15 protein-coding genes are annotated in these 14,952 nt (G+C 63.0%); 10 read left to right on the forward strand and 5 right to left on the reverse strand.

Going from position 1 to position 14,952, the window contains the following annotated elements; translation table 11 throughout:
• Positions 1–228: 228 nt before the first annotated feature.
• Positions 229–1,713: a mannitol dehydrogenase family protein gene (locus IQ26_RS37090; protein WP_145723311.1), complete on the reverse strand. Its 1,485-nt coding sequence runs from the start codon at positions 1,711–1,713 to the stop codon at positions 229–231.
• 196 nt (positions 1,714–1,909) lie between these two features.
• Between IQ26_RS37090 and uxaC the strand changes: the two genes are divergently transcribed.
• From uxaC to IQ26_RS37130, 8 genes are all read left to right on the forward strand, one after another.
• Positions 1,910–3,319, forward strand: a complete 1,410-nt coding sequence (gene uxaC / locus IQ26_RS37095; RefSeq protein WP_145723312.1) for a glucuronate isomerase — start codon at positions 1,910–1,912, stop codon at positions 3,317–3,319.
• A gap of 83 nt (positions 3,320–3,402) precedes the next feature.
• Positions 3,403–4,329, forward strand: coding sequence for a TRAP transporter substrate-binding protein (locus IQ26_RS37100; RefSeq protein ID WP_240547448.1), 927 nt, complete (start codon positions 3,403–3,405; stop codon positions 4,327–4,329).
• An 82-nt stretch (positions 4,330–4,411) separates the two neighbouring features.
• The gene (locus tag IQ26_RS37105; RefSeq protein WP_407660263.1) at positions 4,412–4,960 is read left to right on the forward strand and encodes a TRAP transporter small permease; all 549 of its coding nucleotides are present in this window, start codon (positions 4,412–4,414) and stop codon (positions 4,958–4,960) included.
• A gap of 2 nt (positions 4,961–4,962) precedes the next feature.
• Entirely contained in the window at positions 4,963–6,243 is a 1,281-nt protein-coding gene (locus IQ26_RS37110; protein WP_145723315.1) for a TRAP transporter large permease, read from the forward strand.
• 9 nt (positions 6,244–6,252) lie between these two features.
• The gene (locus tag IQ26_RS37115) at positions 6,253–7,029 is read left to right on the forward strand and encodes a FadR/GntR family transcriptional regulator (RefSeq protein ID WP_145723316.1); all 777 of its coding nucleotides are present in this window, start codon (positions 6,253–6,255) and stop codon (positions 7,027–7,029) included.
• Positions 7,030–7,043: 14 nt separating this feature from the next.
• Positions 7,044–7,901, forward strand: a complete 858-nt coding sequence (gene kduI, locus IQ26_RS37120; protein ID WP_145723317.1) for a 5-dehydro-4-deoxy-D-glucuronate isomerase — start codon at positions 7,044–7,046, stop codon at positions 7,899–7,901.
• On the forward strand, positions 7,898–8,665 hold the full coding sequence (gene kduD, locus IQ26_RS37125; protein ID WP_145723318.1) for a 2-dehydro-3-deoxy-D-gluconate 5-dehydrogenase KduD: 768 nt from the start codon (positions 7,898–7,900) through the stop codon (positions 8,663–8,665). The genes kduI and kduD overlap by 4 nt, the downstream gene beginning before the upstream one ends.
• 41 nt (positions 8,666–8,706) lie before the next feature.
• Positions 8,707–9,045 (forward strand): cupin domain-containing protein, encoded by a 339-nt coding sequence (locus tag IQ26_RS37130; protein WP_145723319.1) that lies wholly within the window; start codon positions 8,707–8,709, stop codon positions 9,043–9,045.
• A gap of 292 nt (positions 9,046–9,337) precedes the next feature.
• On the opposite strand, the gene IQ26_RS39375 is transcribed toward IQ26_RS37130, so the two are convergent.
• Positions 9,338–9,493, reverse strand: a complete 156-nt coding sequence (locus IQ26_RS39375) for a hypothetical protein (RefSeq protein ID WP_156090980.1) — start codon at positions 9,491–9,493, stop codon at positions 9,338–9,340.
• Between the two features lie 12 nt (positions 9,494–9,505).
• Between IQ26_RS39375 and recQ the strand changes: the two genes are divergently transcribed.
• Positions 9,506–11,350, forward strand: a complete 1,845-nt coding sequence (gene recQ, locus IQ26_RS37135; protein WP_145723320.1) for a DNA helicase RecQ — start codon at positions 9,506–9,508, stop codon at positions 11,348–11,350.
• Between the two features lie 21 nt (positions 11,351–11,371).
• On the opposite strand, the gene IQ26_RS37140 is transcribed toward recQ, so the two are convergent.
• Together IQ26_RS37140 and IQ26_RS37145 are read right to left on the reverse strand one after the other, a co-directional pair.
• On the reverse strand, positions 11,372–11,590 hold the full coding sequence (locus IQ26_RS37140) for a hypothetical protein (RefSeq protein WP_240547446.1): 219 nt from the start codon (positions 11,588–11,590) through the stop codon (positions 11,372–11,374).
• Between the two features lie 228 nt (positions 11,591–11,818).
• A complete protein-coding gene (locus IQ26_RS37145) occupies positions 11,819–12,334 on the reverse strand; it encodes an alpha/beta fold hydrolase (protein ID WP_240547447.1) in 516 nt (171 codons plus the stop codon).
• Positions 12,335–12,526: 192 nt separating this feature from the next.
• Here IQ26_RS37145 and IQ26_RS37150 point away from each other — a divergent pair, with 192 nt between their 5' ends.
• The gene (locus tag IQ26_RS37150; protein WP_145723324.1) at positions 12,527–13,522 is read left to right on the forward strand and encodes a TIM44-like domain-containing protein; all 996 of its coding nucleotides are present in this window, start codon (positions 12,527–12,529) and stop codon (positions 13,520–13,522) included.
• 982 nt (positions 13,523–14,504) lie between these two features.
• Here the strand turns inward: IQ26_RS37150 and IQ26_RS37155 are convergent.
• Positions 14,505–14,952: transposase (locus IQ26_RS37155; RefSeq protein WP_145723323.1), on the reverse strand; the 448-nt coding region annotated here is incomplete at its 5' end.

A 14,952-nucleotide genomic window follows, 5' to 3' on the forward strand; every position in this document is an offset into this window, starting at 1 on the left:
CGGCTTGCCCATCGCGGTTCTCCTTCAAACCGCAATGAATCACGCCGCAGCCTCAATGGGAATCCTGAATCACGTCAAACGCGACACGCTCTAGTCGGCAAGGGCGCTCGCCTGTTCTGGAACTCCAGAGGTATCGACTATTCCTCACGGCAAACGCTGGATGGTCAGAGCAAATAGGCTCACGCCGTCAGCGCTTCCATCGCACACATGACGCCGAGCAGTTCTGCCTCATGGCTTTTCATTCCCAATGCCAAGGGCCGCGAAAGCAGCAGCCACTCCACCCTGCCGCAGGCGTTCGAGATGGGCGGCCGCGAGGTCGATGAGCGTCAAGCGCTCAGCGCCGCCCTTGGCGAAGCCGGCCAGGTCGAACACCGCCGTTGCGGTTTCCTTAGCCGACAGGTGCCGGGTGTCGAGCGCGGCCAGCGCAGCATCGAGCGGGTCGGTGAAATGGTGTTCCGGCAAGGCTTCGCCTCGCGCCTCGCAAGCGGCGATCCAGGCGGCCACCACCAGCATCAAATACGCGGGCGGGGCGCCGGCACTCAGCCGTTCCATGGCTGAGGCGACGATGCGCTGCGGCAGTTTCTGGCTGCCGTCATTGGCGATCTGCGCCGTCCGATGGGCGAGCGCGGTGTTCGAATAACGCTTGGCGAGCTGGGCCGTGTAGTCGGCCGTATCGAGCCCGGCGTCCTTCGGCAGCGTCGGGATGGCCTCGGCCCACAATCCGTCGACGAATTGCCGGATCGCCGGATCGGCGAAAGCGCGGTCGACCGTCTCGTAACCGCTGAGCAGGCCGAGATAGGCGATGGCCGAATGCGAGCCGTTGAGCAGGCGCAGCTTCATGTCCTCGAACGGCCCGACATCACCGACCATGGTGACGCCGAACTTTTCCCAGGCCGGCCTGCCCGCCGGGAAATCGTCTTCGATCACCCATTGGCAGAACGGCTCGGTCATCACCGGCCAGGCGTCCTCGACGCCAAGCTGGCCTGATATCCGTGCCCGGTCGGCATCGGTGGTCGCCGGCACGATGCGATCGACCATGCTCGACGGAAACGCCACCTCGTCGGCGATATGGCGAGCGAGATCGGAATTGCGCAAAGCGGCGAATTCGACCAGCAACCGGTGCAGCGTGGCGCCATTGGCCGGGAGATTGTCGCAGCAGAGCACGGTGAAGGGATGACTGCCGGCGGCGCGGCGGCGCGCAAGCGATTCGGCCAGGAAACCCTGCGCCGTTCGTGGGATTTGTGGGTTCGCCAGATCATGGACGATGTCGGGATGGGTTTTGTCCAGTTCACCGCCGGCTGCCCTGAGATAGGCCTTTTCGGTGATCGTCAGCGTAACAATACGGGTGCGTGGATCGGTCAGCGCGGCCAGCACCGCGCCCGGATCTTGCGGGGCCACCAGCATCGACAGGATCGAGCCGACGACACGCAGGCTTTCGCCGTCGCTGCTCCTGACCGCCAGCGTGTAGAGCCCGTCCTGCGGCCCCAGTGCGTCGCGTGTGTCTGCGCTGCGCAGCGAGACGCCGACGATGCCCCAATCCGTTTCTCCCGCCGCCAGGCAGTCGTCGACATAGGCTGCCTGATGAGCGCGGTGGAATGCGCCGACGCCGAGATGGACGATGCCGGGTACAACGCTGTCACGGTCGTATCCGGGGATCGCGACCGAAGCCGGCAAAGCCTGCCGCGTGCTGTTGGAAAGGCGTCTGTCTGTCATTGTTCAAAAGTGTCTAGTCGGGTGCAACGTGTCTGATCGGGATCGTGCCGAGATATGGCGGCATGCGGCGTAACATCCGTTTCCTTCCCGCACAATGGGCTCACGTTGCGTAAAAGTCATCATACAAAAATCCAGTTTTTGTATGTTGACATTATTTCTTGCCGACCCTACCGATGGCCGGGTTGGGAGGAACGACGTGGCCGCATTGACCGATCCGGATCTGCTGTTTCCGTCCGAGGCGCGTCCGCTCTCGCTCGCCCGCGATCTCTATGCATCTGTCAAGGATCTGCCGATCGTCAGCCCGCACGGTCACACCGATCCGCGCTGGTACGCGCTCAACGAGGCGTTTCCCGATCCGGCGCAATTGCTTGTTGTGCCGGACCACTACATCTTCCGCATGCTGTTCAGCCAGGGCGTCCGCCTCGAGGATCTCGGCGTGCCAACGCTCGACGGCTCACCGGTGGAGACCGACGGCAGGAAGATCTGGCGGCGTTTCGCCGAGCACTATTATCTGTTCCGTGGCACGCCGACGCAGCTGTGGTTCGACCACGTGCTTGCCCATCTGTTCGGCATCGACGAACCGCTGAGCGCCAACGCGGCGGACCGGCACTACGACACGATCGCGGCGCTGCTGCAGCGTGACGATTACCGTCCACGCGCCCTGTTCGAACGCTTCAACATCGAGGTCATCGCAACGACGGAAGGCGCGCTCGACGATCTCAACTGGCACAAGGCGATCCGCAACAGCGGCTGGCAGGGCCGTGTCGTCACCGCCTACCGTCCGGATGCGGTCGTCGATCCCGACTTCGAGGGCTTTTCGGCCAATGTCGATCGGCTCGGCGACATCACCGGCTGTGACACCGGCACCTGGGCCGGCTATCTCGATGCGCATCGCCAGCGGCGCGCCCTCTTCAAGAATTTCGGCGCGACCGCGTCGGACCACGGCCATCCGACGGCCGAGACCGGCAATCTGTCGGATGCCGCCGCGCAGGAGCTGTTCAACCGCATTCGCCGGGGCTCGGATGACGAGCGCGAGCGAAGACTGTTTCGCGCCCAGATGCTGACCGAAATGGCTAAGATGAGCCGCGACGACGGGCTCATCCTGCAAATCCATCCCGGCTCCTGGCGCAATCATTCGCCTTTCGTCTTCCAGAGGTTCGGCAGAGACAAGGGTTTCGACATCCCGACCCGAACCGATTATGTGACGGCGCTCAAGCCGCTGCTCGACTGCGTCGGGCTGGAGCGCGACCTTACAGTCATCCTCTTCACCCTCGACGAGACCAGCTATGCGCGCGAACTGGCGCCGCTCGCCGGCGTCTATCCGGCGCTGAAAATCGGGCCGGCCTGGTGGTTCCACGACAGCCCGGAGGGCATGCGCCGGTTCCGCGAGATGACCACCGAGACGGCCGGCTTCTACAACACCGTCGGCTTCAACGACGACACCCGCGCCTTTCCATCCATCCCGGCTCGCCACGATGTGGCGCGCCGGGTCGATTGCGCCTTCCTTGCGCGTCTCGTCGCCGAGCACCGGCTCCGCGAAGACGAGGCGCATGAGCTGGCGCAGGAACTTGCCTATACGCTTGCGAAAAAGGCGTACCGGCTCTGAGCCGGGCGTCAGGTCTAAAAAGGGAGGAAGTCATGTTGCATTTTTCCAGACTGGTGGGAGCTACGCTGCTTACCGCCGCACTGATGGCCGGAACGGCAAGCGCCCAGACGGTCTTGCGCTCGTCCGACACGCACCCGGACGGCTATCCGACGGTCGAGGCGGTCAAATATTTCGGCGAGCTTGTCAAGGAGCGCACGGCCGGCCGCTATGCGGTCGACCTCTATCATTCCGCGCAGCTCGGCGAGGAAAAGGACACGATCGAGCAGGTGCGCTCCGGTGTGATCGACCTCAACCGCGTCTCGATGGCGCCGTTCAACGGGCTCATTCCCGAAACCACCGTGCCCTCGCTGCCCTATATCTTCCGCTCGGAAGACCATATGCACAAGGTCATGGACGGAGCGGTCGGCGACCAGATCGCGGCGGCGTTCGAACAGGTCGGGCTGGTGCTGCTCGCCTTTTATGACGGCGGCGCGCGCTCCTTCTACAATTCGAAGAAGCCGATCAACTCCGTAGCCGATCTGGCCGGCATGAAGTTCCGCGTCATCCAGTCCGACATCTTCGTCGACATGGTGGCGGCACTCGGCGCCAACGCGACGCCGATGCCGTATGGCGAGGTGTATTCGGCGATCGAGACCGGGGTCATCGACGGCGCGGAGAACAATTTTCCGAGCTACGACACCGCCAAGCATGCGGAAGTCGCCAAGTTCTATTCGCTCGACGAGCATACGATGGTGCCGGAAGCCTTCGTCATGGCGAAGTCGAGCTGGGACAAGCTGACGCCGGAAGACCAGGCGATCTTCAAGGCGGCCGCCAAGGAAAGCGTCGCCAAGCAGCGTGAGCTGTGGGCCGCCAAGGTCAAGGAATCGCGCGCCAAGGTCGAAGCGTCCGGTTCGCAGATCACGACGCCGGACAAGCAGCCCTTCATCGACGCGATGGGTCCGGTCTACGAGAAGCACGTCAAGGACGACAAGCTGAAGGCCATGGTCGAGGCCATCAAGGCCGTGCAGTGATCAAGCGGCGGCGCGGGCACTCCGCGCCGCCTGCCTCTTGCGGAGAAAACCGTTGACCTTCAGCCCAGAACAGAGACCGCCCCTGTCCGGCGTCGCGCGCGTGATATCTCGTGTCAGCACAGCGGCGCTGTGGATCGCCGGCATCGGACTGGTGCTGATGACTGCCTTCGTCGCCTGGCAGGTGTTCGGCCGCTATGTTCTGAACCGCTCGCCGAGCTGGACCGAGCAGGGCTCGGTGATGCTGATGAGCTGGTTCATTTTCCTCGGCGCTGCCGTCGGGGTGCGCGAGAACTATCACCTCGGCTTCGACGTCCTGCTCTACGTGCTGCCGAAAGGCGGCAAGCGCTGGCTGAGGATGATTTCGGATCTCGTCGCGCTCGCCTTCGGCATCGGGATGATCTGGTATGGCAGCCAGCTGGTCGCATTGACCTGGGGCGCCACCTTGCCGTCGCTCGGCATATCGGGGGGCTGGGACTACGTCCCGCTTGTCGCGGGAGGCGCGCTCATCGTGCTCTTCACGCTGGAACGCATCGCGCTTCGCCTCTCCGGCGCGCCGATCGACGATGCGCTCGATGAGCTGCCGCCGGCGGAAGTCGCAGCCGAACTTGACACGGCGAACGTGAAGGTCTGACCATGGAACTCTGGATTCTTTTCGGCGTCTTCACCCTTCTGATGCTCATCGGCACGCCGATCGCCTTCTGCCTCGGCGTCGCAAGCTTTGCCACCGTCCTCTATATAGGCCTGCCGCCGCTCATCGTGTTCCAGCGCCTGAATTCCGGCATGAGCGTCTTTTCGCTGCTGGCCATTCCCTTTTTCATCTACGCCGGCGACTTGATGGTGCGCGGCGGCATCGCCAGCAAGATCGTCGCTTTCGCCGGCTCGCTCGTCGGCCATATGCGCGGCGGCCTCGGGCAGGTCAACATCGCGACCGCTACACTGTTTGGCGGCATTTCTGGCTCCGCTGTGGCGGAAGCAGCGGCGGTAGGCGGCCTGATGATCCCGCAGATGAAGGCGCGTGGATATGGAACGGACTACGCCGTCAACGTCACGTCGATGGCGGCGCTGATCGCGTTGCTCCTGCCGCCGTCGCACAACATGATCATCTACTCGATCTCGGCAGGCGGAAAGATCTCCATCGCCGACCTGTTCACGGCCGGCATCATCCCGGGCCTGCTATTGGCCCTGGCACTAATGACCACCGCCTATTTCGTGGCGCGCTCCCGCGGCTATCCGACCGAGCCGTTTCCGGGCTTCACCGCCGTCGCGCATCTCTTCGCTGTCGCGGTGCCCGGCCTGCTGCTGATCGCGATCATCTTCGGCGGCGTGCGATCGGGCATTTTCACGGCCACCGAGAGTTCCTGCATCGCCGTCATCTATGCGTTGCTCGTTACTGTCTTGGTTTACCGGCAGATGACTTGGGAAGGTTTCGTTCATGCCACGCATGGTGCCGTGCGCACCACGGCCATGGTGCTGCTCATCATCGGCATGGCGGCGGCGTTCTCGTGGTTGATGGCCTTCCTGAAAGTGCCGGCAGCGCTCATAGCCTCGATGAACGCGATCTCGGAAGATCCGCTGGTCGTGCTTCTCCTGCTCAACATCCTGATGCTGTTCCTCGGCACGTTCATGGACATGGGGCCGACGATCATCATCTGCACGCCGATCTTCCTGCCCGTGGCGCAGGCCTATGGCGTCGATCCGGTGCATTTCGGCGTCATCATGATTCTCAACTTCGGCATCGGGCTGAACACGCCGCCGGTGGGCGCAGTGCAGTTCGTGGCGTGCGCAGTGGGCAAGATATCCGTCTGGGAAGCGATGCGCTCGATCTGGCCGTTTTATGGGGCAGGCCTCGTGGTGCTAGGGCTCGTCACTTACATTCCGGCCATCTCGCTGTGGCTGCCGAGCGTTTTCAAATAGGGGTTGGGAATGGCATCGGATATGGCGACCAGCCTGAAGGTCGAACGCAAGCCCAAGCTGTCGGAGACCGTGGTCGCGGCGATCCGCAAACAGTTGCAGGCGGGCGAGATCCAGCCGGGTCAAAAGCTGCCGACTGAGGGCCAGCTGACCGAAACCTTCGGGGTCAGCCGCACCGTCATCCGCGAAGCGCTGGCCAAGCTTGCCGCTGACGGTCTGGTCGAGCCGCGTCAGGGCGCCGGCGTCTTCGTCACCGAACACATCTCGACGATGTTCGGCGCGCTTGCCGCGGACATGGGCAGCAAGGATTCGATCGCCCTCAACGTGCTCGAGGTGCGCCTGGCGATCGAGATCGAATCCGCCGGGCTCGCCGCCGTCCGTCGCAACGCTGCGCAGGAAGCAGGGATCCAGGAAGCATTCTTCGAATTCGAACGGCTGCTCTTGAACAGCGAGCCGACGGGTCCAGCCGACCTTGCCTTCCACCGCGCGATCGCCAGCGCCACGAACAACCCGTTCTATGTTGAGATGCTCGACGTGCTCGGCCGGCGCGCCATTCCTTGCGACGTGACGTCGCCGTGGTCCACCGAACTCGCCCAATCCGACGTCTATCAGCGCGGGCTGCAACGCGAGCATCTGGTGATCCTGAACGCCATTACGGCAGGCGATGCCGAGGCCGCTCGGGAGGCCATGCGTGCGCATCTCACCGCCAGCCAGCAGCGCTATCGCGAGCGCTTGCACGCACGCCAGGTTTTTTATGCCGACTCGGTCAAGGCCGCGGCAACCGAATGATCAATGAGGCAGTGATGAATCAGACCGGCAACCACACGGATTTCACCTCGCGCTTTGCCATCGACCCTGTTAGCGCCGCGGCGATGGGGACGGACGAGCTCCGTCACAATTTCCTGATCGAAGGCCTGTTCCAGCCAGGCCGCATCGGCCTGACCTATACCCACTACGACCGGATGATCGTCGGCGGCGCCATGCCTGCCGGGACACCGCTTCCGCTGCCGGCGATCAAGCCGACCGGGACAAAGAATTTTCTCGATCGCCGCGAAATGATCGCCGTCAACATCGGCGGCGCCGGCGCCGTGGAAGCTGGCGGCCGGTCCTACGATCTGCGGGCGCGCGACATGCTGTATCTCGGCATGGGCGCCAATGAGGTGTCATTCGCCTCAGTCGATCCAGCCGAGCCGGCCAAGTTCTATCTGCTCAGTGCGCCGGCGCACCAGAGCCATCCCAGCCGACTAATCCGCATCGGCGACGCCAAGCGGCTCGATCTCGGCAGCCAGGCGACCTGCAACGAGCGCTCGATCTTCCAGTTCATCCATGCCGAGGGCGTGAAAACCTGCCAGCTCGTCGTCGGCATGACCCAGCTTGCCTCAGGCTCGGTCTGGAACACCATGCCGTGCCATGTGCATGACCGGCGCATGGAGGCTTATCTCTATTTCGACCTGCCGGAGGCGGCGCGCGTCTTTCATTTCATGGGCGAGCCGGACGAAACACGCCACCTCGTCATGCGCAACGAAGAAGCGGTGCTGTCGCCGGGATGGTCGATCCATTCGGGCGCCGGTACGTCCAACTATGCCTTCATCTGGGCGATGGCCGGCGACAATGTCGACTATACCGATGTCGATCCGGTGGCGATGGAAGACCTGCGGTGAGTGACCTCTCGGCCTTCAGCCTGGCCGGCAAGCGCATCCTCGTCACCGGCGCCAACACCGGCATCGGCCAGGGGATCGCCCTGTCGATTGCCCGCGCTGGCGGTGCGGTGGTCGGCGTCGGCCGCTCGGCAATGGATGAGACCGCGGAAAAGACTGCGGCTGCGGGCGGAGATTTCGAGGCGGTACTCTGCGATCTTGCCGACCATGCCGCTGCCCAGGCGATGCTCGATCGGATCTGGGACGAAACCGGGCCGCTCGATGGGCTGGTCAACAATGCCGGCATCATCCGGCGCGCCGACGCCGTCGATCTGACGCAAGCGGATTGGGACGACGTCATGGACACTAACCTGAAGACGATTTTCTTTCTCAGCCAGAGCTTCGCCAGGCGCGTGCTTGCCAATCCGGAACGGCGCGGCAAGATCGTCAACATCGCCTCGGTGCTGAGTTTCCAGGGCGGCATCCGCGTCGCCTCCTATACGGCGTCGAAGCACGGCGTGCTCGGCATCACAAGGTTGCTCGCCTGCGAATGGGCGTCGAAAGGCATCAACGTCAACAGCATTGCGCCCGGCTATATCGAAACCAATAACACGCAGGCGCTGCGTGCCGATCCAGACCGCAGCGCCGCCATTCTGGCGCGCATTCCGGCCGGACGTTGGGGCGGGCCGGAAGACATCGGCGACGCAGCCGTCTTCCTGTTGGCGCCGGCGTCCAACTACATGCACGGCGCCGTGGTGCCAGTGGATGGAGGCTGGCTGGCGCGATGAGGAACAGATGATAAGGATCATGCCATGATGAGGATTTGGCGATGACCGGAACGAAGATCTTTGCGCATGCCGGCGAGGGTGCATGGACGCGGACGCCGGATGGCAATCGCAGGCGCGTGCTGCTGCACACGGACGAGCTGATGATGGTCGAGTTCGGTTTCGACAAGGGCGGTGTCGGCGCGCTGCATTCGCACCCGCATGTCCAGGCGAGCTACGTCGCCGAAGGCCGCTTCGAGGTCACCATCGACGGCAGGACCGAAATCCTGGAAACGGGAAGCAGCTTCATTGTCCCTTCCAACCTGGTCCATGGCGTCAAGGCGCTCGAGGCGGGCCGCCTGGTCGACAGTTTTACGCCGCATCGCGCCGATTTTATCGACTGAGGGTGTGCGAACGCAGGTCATTGCGCCGTCCGGCCCAAAGTGCAGAACCGCCTGTTTGCGCCGCTTCCTTCCAGCATATCCCGCAAACGAAAAGCCCGCGCCTCCGGAGAGACGCGGGCGTGTTGCCTGGGCGCTTGTGGCGCCGCGGTACTCAAAACATCACCGCAGAACCTGAATCTGCCGAATCATGGTGAAGATAGGATTAACCGCCCCGAGCCAACGCGATATTCACAGCCAAAGCGAATAGGGGCTGGAATCACGGTACCATATCCGCCAATGAGGGGATGTTCCTTCAGGCGGTGCCGAGGAGACAGGACTTGAGGGACGTACGAATGTTCGAATCTGCTGTCCAGGCGATCACCTGGAGATTCACCAGGGACCCTTGGCAGGTCATGTCGCCGCTGCCCTCGGTCGTTTCCACGCTGCCTTTTCGGGCGGCGCCGATCATAGAAATTCCCTGATGCAGGCATCGACGGCGAGCGTCCCGGCGGGAGATCCCAAGCGGCGCGTCCTGAAGGACGTGTTCGGCTTCGATGATTTTCGTCCCGGCCAGGCCGCCGTGATGGAGGCGCTGCTGGCCGGGCGTCATGTGCTGGCCGTCATGCCGACCGGTGCCGGCAAATCGCTCTGCTACCAGGTCCCGGCGCTGGTTCTGGGCGGGCTCACCATTGTCGTTTCGCCCCTGGTGGCCCTGATGCAGGACCAGGTCGCCGCATTGCGCCTTGCCGGCGTGGCGGCCGATACGATCAATTCCTCACTCGACCGCGATGCCAATGTCGCCGCATGGCGCCGCGTCGCGGCGGGCCAAACGCGCCTGCTCTATCTTGCGCCGGAGCGGCTCATGACCACGCGGATGCTCGAGGCGCTCGCCAGGCTCGATATAAGCCTGATCGCTATCGACGAGGCACATTGCATCTCCCAATGGGGCCCGGCGTTCCGGCGCGAATATGAAGAGTTATCGCGGCTGCGCGACATTTTCCCTGATGTGCCGATCATTGCGCTGACGGCGACAGCGGACGAGACGACGCGCACCGACATCGCCGCACAGATGTTCGCAGGCAGCGTCGAAACCCTGGTGCTGGGTTTCGACCGGCCGAACATCAAGCTTGGCATCGAGGCCAAACAGAACAGCAAGCGCCAGTTGCTGGATTTCGTACAGCGTCATGCCGGCCGTAGCGGCATCGTCTACTGCCTGTCGCGCAAGAAGACGGAAGAGACGGCAGCGTTCCTCGAAGGGAACGGCGTGCGCGCGCTCCCCTATCATGCCGGGATGAGCAAGGAGGCGCGCGAGGCCAACCAGAACAGCTTCATGACCTTGTCCGGCGTGGTGATGGTGGCGACAATCGCCTTCGGCATGGGGATCGACAAGCCTGACGTCGCCTATGTCTTCCATACCGATCTGCCGGGCAGCTTAGAGGCCTATTATCAGGAAATCGGGCGCGCCGGCCGCGATGGGCGGGCGGCCGAGGCACATATGCTCTTCGGCCTCGGCGATATCCGCATGCGCCGGCTTTTCATCGAAGACGAAGGCGCGCCGGCGGAGCATAAACGGCGCGCGCATGGCCGGCTCGATACGCTGATCGGCTATTGCGAGACGGCTGAATGCCGCCGCAGGGTTCTGCTCGGCTATTTCGGTGAGGACGCGTCGTCCTGCGGCAATTGCGACAACTGCCTGGAACAGGCGCCGCGCGCGGATGGCGGGGCGGAGGCGCGGCTCATCCTGGCGGCAATCGCTGAGAGCGGTGAGCGTTTCGGCGCTGCCCATGTCATCGACATTCTGCTCGGCCATGAAACTGAAAAGATCCTGGCCAGGGGCCACCACAGGCTTGCCAGCTTCCGGGGCGGTTTAGCGCACAAGAAGGATATGTGGCTGTCGCTGATCCGCCAGCTCGTCGCGGGCGGGTTTCTGATGCCGGATCCGAGCGGTCATGGTGGCCTCGCCATCGCTGAAAAAGGCCATGCGCTCGGCCGTGACGAGATCCCATTCCAGTATCGCGTCGAGACGCGGCACCGCGCCTCGCGCGGCAAGCTGCGTCCTGCCCAGCATGCCGCCGCGGGCACGCAAGACCTGGATACCGCGCTGTTGGCCACGCTCAAGGCGGTACGGCTGCGTCTCGCCCGGGAGCGCCAGGTGCCGGCCTTCGTGATCTTCTCCGATCGCACACTGATCGATATGGCCGAACGCTGCCCGCGCGACCTCGACGCCTTCGCCGCGGTCAACGGCGTCGGCGCCGCAAAGCTCAGGGAGTTCGGGCAGATTTTTCTGAGCGCAATCGCTGCGCACCAGTCCGCTCCATCCGGCTGAAGACCCACTCCGGCGCTGCGGTTAACACTTGCTTCTCCTCACCGCCGCGATCGCAGCCTCCTGCTGCCGCAACTGCTCGATCTTCGCGCTCTGGCGGGCGGTGACTGTGGAGGCGACACGGCGGGCTCCCCATAGCCAGCCCGGAATGTTGGTCTTGGCGACTTTGCCCCGCGTGATCGCTGTCGCCGACATCTCCTTGGCGACCTCGCCCATGGCCACGTTGAGTTCAACGCAACTCATCCTGTCGTATTTCGCGGTATCAAGAGATGCGTGAAAGGGCGACGCGCAACCGCCAACAAACACGAGGCTGCATATCAGAGGCCTGGCCGTAGAGATCGTCTTCATTTTTTACCGAGCATGTTTGACCCCGGATGGGCGAATACCAGAGATCCCGTTCGCGGATCGCCGAGCGTTCCCGAGATCCCGTGCAACTTGCGCCTCCACACTATCCCCACTCTGTCCCGCGCGTCATTCCCCTATTTGTCCCCCTATTGCTCTCCCCCCTACTTCGCCTTCGAAGAATCTTGAGAGAGCCGCTGCGGTCTGGCGAGGGTGCTCTTCCGGGAAGAAGTGCCCGCCTCTGACGGGACTTCCTTCAACTCTGTCGGCCCATTTTCTCCAGATAGCGAGCGGTCCGCCTTCCTCCGCGTACCAGTTCTCGAGGCCGCCTTCCCCACTCCATAGTGCCAGCAGGGGACACCCGATGCGACGACCGTTTGCCTGGTCCAGCGCGTCGGCCATGGCGCGTTTGGCGTATGGGCTATGATCGGCAGAGGAGACCGGGCACCCGCTTTGCCCATAGCCTCGCAGGTCGGCGGCGACCACCGTAAAGCGTAGTGCCAATGCCGCGGCGATATCCCTCCACATCAGATGCGTTTCTGGAAAACCATGAAGAAGCAGCAGCGGCGGACCCGTCCCGCCGACCCTTGCGAAAATGGTCGTGTCGTCCAGTTGCAAGCTGGTGGCTCCGAAACCTGCAGACACCGTTCGTCTCCCTCGGCGTGCCTCGGGCAACAACGCACAACGTTGCAGAAGGGTCACGGTCAGCTGCCGTGCCTGGTGAGAGGTGGTCCTGGAATTTTCCTCAATGGCTGAACGCGGAAGGTGCGTGCCACTGATATTTCGATCGGCGCACCCCATATGAGCGGCAAGAGTGTCGCTTAAGGGTTTGTTATGATGATTTCGCGTTCGAGCCGGTTTGCAGTTTTGTTTGCAGGACTGTTCCTGGCATTTTCCATGGTCACGGCCGACTACGCCGAGGCGCGCCGTGGCGGCAGCTTCGGCAGCCGCGGCACGCGCACTTTCCAGTCGGTCCCGCCGACCAGAACGGCACCACAGCCGGCGGCGCCGGTCGAGCGCTCGATGACGCCCAATACCGTAACGAACAATGCGGCCCGCCAGACGCAGACATCCCAACGACCGGGACTCTTCAACGGCCTCGGCGGTTCGATGATGCGCGGCCTGTTGCTCGGCGGTCTGATCGGACTTCTTTTGGGCCAGGGGTTCGGCGGCTTGGCTGGTATGTTGGGCCTGCTGCTTCAAGGACTGCTGATCGGCGGCGCTATCATGTTGGCGATCCGCTTTTTCCGGTCGCAATCGGCACGCAACCAAGCGCCCGCCATGGCCGGTGTTCCGCGGAGCATGGGGAACTTCGGGCGAAGCGCGGCAACCCAGCCCGACGCGAATAACGTCTCATCCTTCCCCATTCCAGGCATCGGGTCTGGATCTGGCGGGTCTGGGTTTGGCCGGGCGGCTCCAGCCGCCGATGAAATCACAATGACGCCGGCCGACCTCGACACGTTCCAGCAACGGTTGACGGAAGTTCAGGAAGCCTTCGGGCGCGAAGATCATGCCGGCTTGCGTCGGCTGGCGACCCCCGAGATGGTATCCTATCTGTCCGAGGAACTTGCCGACAATGCGAAAAAGGGCATTAGGAACGACGTGTCTGATATCAGCCTGCTGGAGGCCGATATTGCGGAGAGCTGGCGGGAAGATGATCGCGACTACGCCACGGCCGCCTTGCGCTACGAGTCTCACGACGTGATGCGCGATCGCGCCAGCGGCGAGATCGTCGCGGCCCAAGCCGATCGACCGACGGAAACAACCGAACTGTGGACCTTCACGCGCCAGAACGGTGGCGACTGGAAGCTCGCGGCAATACAGCAACCCTGACCGATACATTAGCCCTGACAGCACAGATCCGGACGCGGATTGGGGAGACCTATACGTCCCCGGCTTGGAGGAGCGTCGTTGCCGGCGTGAAGGTGAGCTTCGCGGCGTGCTATCGTCATCCAACGAAATGACCCGCCTGCCAAGTAGCGTTAAGGATGCCTGGCCGGTGGGCTGGACGGGAAGGCGATTGGCGCTTGGCGAGAAGCACCCGGCCTTGGTGCCGATGGCGTGATGGTCAAGTTGCGGCATGCCGAGGCGGCCAGAGAGGTGATAATGGCGGCTGGCTTAATGCAGGCGGGTTTGGATATCGCTGGTTATCAAGTGAGATAACTTGTCGAGCGATCTATCGGTGCAGAAACCAGTCGTACTATGGACAAGCTGACTGTGGTCGGACTTAGCTGATTAGATGCCTCACACATTGCGGGCGCTTAGTTGCGCCGTGCGAGCCGAACGATGCTCAAAAGCATAGACGAAATAATAGGCGCCCTGTTCAAGAAATATGGGCTTTTGGCTATCGCCATCGCACTGGTTCTCGGGGGGGGGCGATTTGGTATTTGGCGCAAAACAGTGCCCAGCCGGCGCCTAGTGTTAAGGTGCTCTGGGGGCTAGTCGAATACACGAAGGATGGGGTAAGCGAACCTCGTTCCAAGGGTGTCTTGCCAGACGCACCTAAGGCTGAACCGCTTGTTGTCGAAAGTCCAAAGGCTGAGCCAGCGAAAATCGAAAAGCCGGTGGCGGAAGTGCTGGCCGAGCCGAAGGCGATGACGGCAAAAGCCGAAACCCCGAAGGCAGAGCTAAAGCCCAACGAACCAGCAATCGCTATCCAAGTGGACACCTCGAACTACCGGCATTTCCAGAGGGAGTGGTGCGGCAATGAGGTTGTGAACAGTCTGACGCGCGGCGGTGGCTGGATTTCGGTCGTTGGGGCTGATGCTGGTAGCCGATTTCGGCATCGCGGCGGCGTTTTCCGCCGCTCTCGCCGTCATGCGAACGCAGTTCGCCCTTGGTGCCAAACGAAGCGGGTGAGATTGTAGGCGAGGTTGGCCATGCCGATCTTGGTGTGGGCGCGAGCGATGCCGATCGTGCGGACAAACAGGCCCATGCGGGATTTCTGCTGCGCGAAGACGTGCTCGACGAAAGCGCGGATCTTTGAGCGCCGGCCATTGGCCCGTGCCATCGCCTCACTCATCGGCCGGCCTTTCGGCTTCTTGTGATGAATGTCGGAGACGTAGCCGTTCTTGTCCAGCCACGCCTCATTCTTCTTCGAGCGATAGGCGGTGTCGGCCCACACCGTCGAGCCGGTGTTGTTCTTGTCCAGCACGTTGCGAAGCTGCGCCCCGTCCCAGGCCGAGGCGCCGGTGACGTTCCAGCCGCGGATGAAGCCGTGCCGGCGATCGATCGAGGCATGGTTCTTGTAGCCGAAGGCGGGA

The organism is Mesorhizobium tianshanense, from assembly GCF_007830515.1.
In the GTDB taxonomy this organism is placed as follows: domain Bacteria; phylum Pseudomonadota; class Alphaproteobacteria; order Rhizobiales; family Rhizobiaceae; genus Mesorhizobium; species Mesorhizobium tianshanense.

Excerpts from the sequence above, each read along its gene's own strand:
- IQ26_RS37110 (WP_145723315.1), top strand. The coding sequence starts at position 4,963 with ATGGAACTCTGGATTCTTTTCGGCGTCTTCACCCTTCTGATGCTCATC.
- IQ26_RS37140 (WP_240547446.1), bottom strand. The coding sequence starts at position 11,590 with ATGAGTTGCGTTGAACTCAACGTGGCCATGGGCGAGGTCGCCAAGGAG.
- IQ26_RS37130 (WP_145723319.1), top strand. The coding sequence starts at position 8,707 with ATGACCGGAACGAAGATCTTTGCGCATGCCGGCGAGGGTGCATGGACG.
- IQ26_RS37150 (WP_145723324.1), top strand. The coding sequence starts at position 12,527 with ATGATTTCGCGTTCGAGCCGGTTTGCAGTTTTGTTTGCAGGACTGTTC.
- recQ (WP_145723320.1), top strand. The coding sequence starts at position 9,506 with ATGCAGGCATCGACGGCGAGCGTCCCGGCGGGAGATCCCAAGCGGCGC.
- IQ26_RS37090 (WP_145723311.1), bottom strand. The coding sequence starts at position 1,713 with ATGACAGACAGACGCCTTTCCAACAGCACGCGGCAGGCTTTGCCGGCT.
- IQ26_RS37100 (WP_240547448.1), top strand. The coding sequence starts at position 3,403 with ATGGCCGGAACGGCAAGCGCCCAGACGGTCTTGCGCTCGTCCGACACG.
- kduI (WP_145723317.1), top strand. The coding sequence starts at position 7,044 with ATGAATCAGACCGGCAACCACACGGATTTCACCTCGCGCTTTGCCATC.
- IQ26_RS37115 (WP_145723316.1), top strand. The coding sequence starts at position 6,253 with ATGGCATCGGATATGGCGACCAGCCTGAAGGTCGAACGCAAGCCCAAG.
- IQ26_RS39375 (WP_156090980.1), bottom strand. The coding sequence starts at position 9,493 with ATGATCGGCGCCGCCCGAAAAGGCAGCGTGGAAACGACCGAGGGCAGC.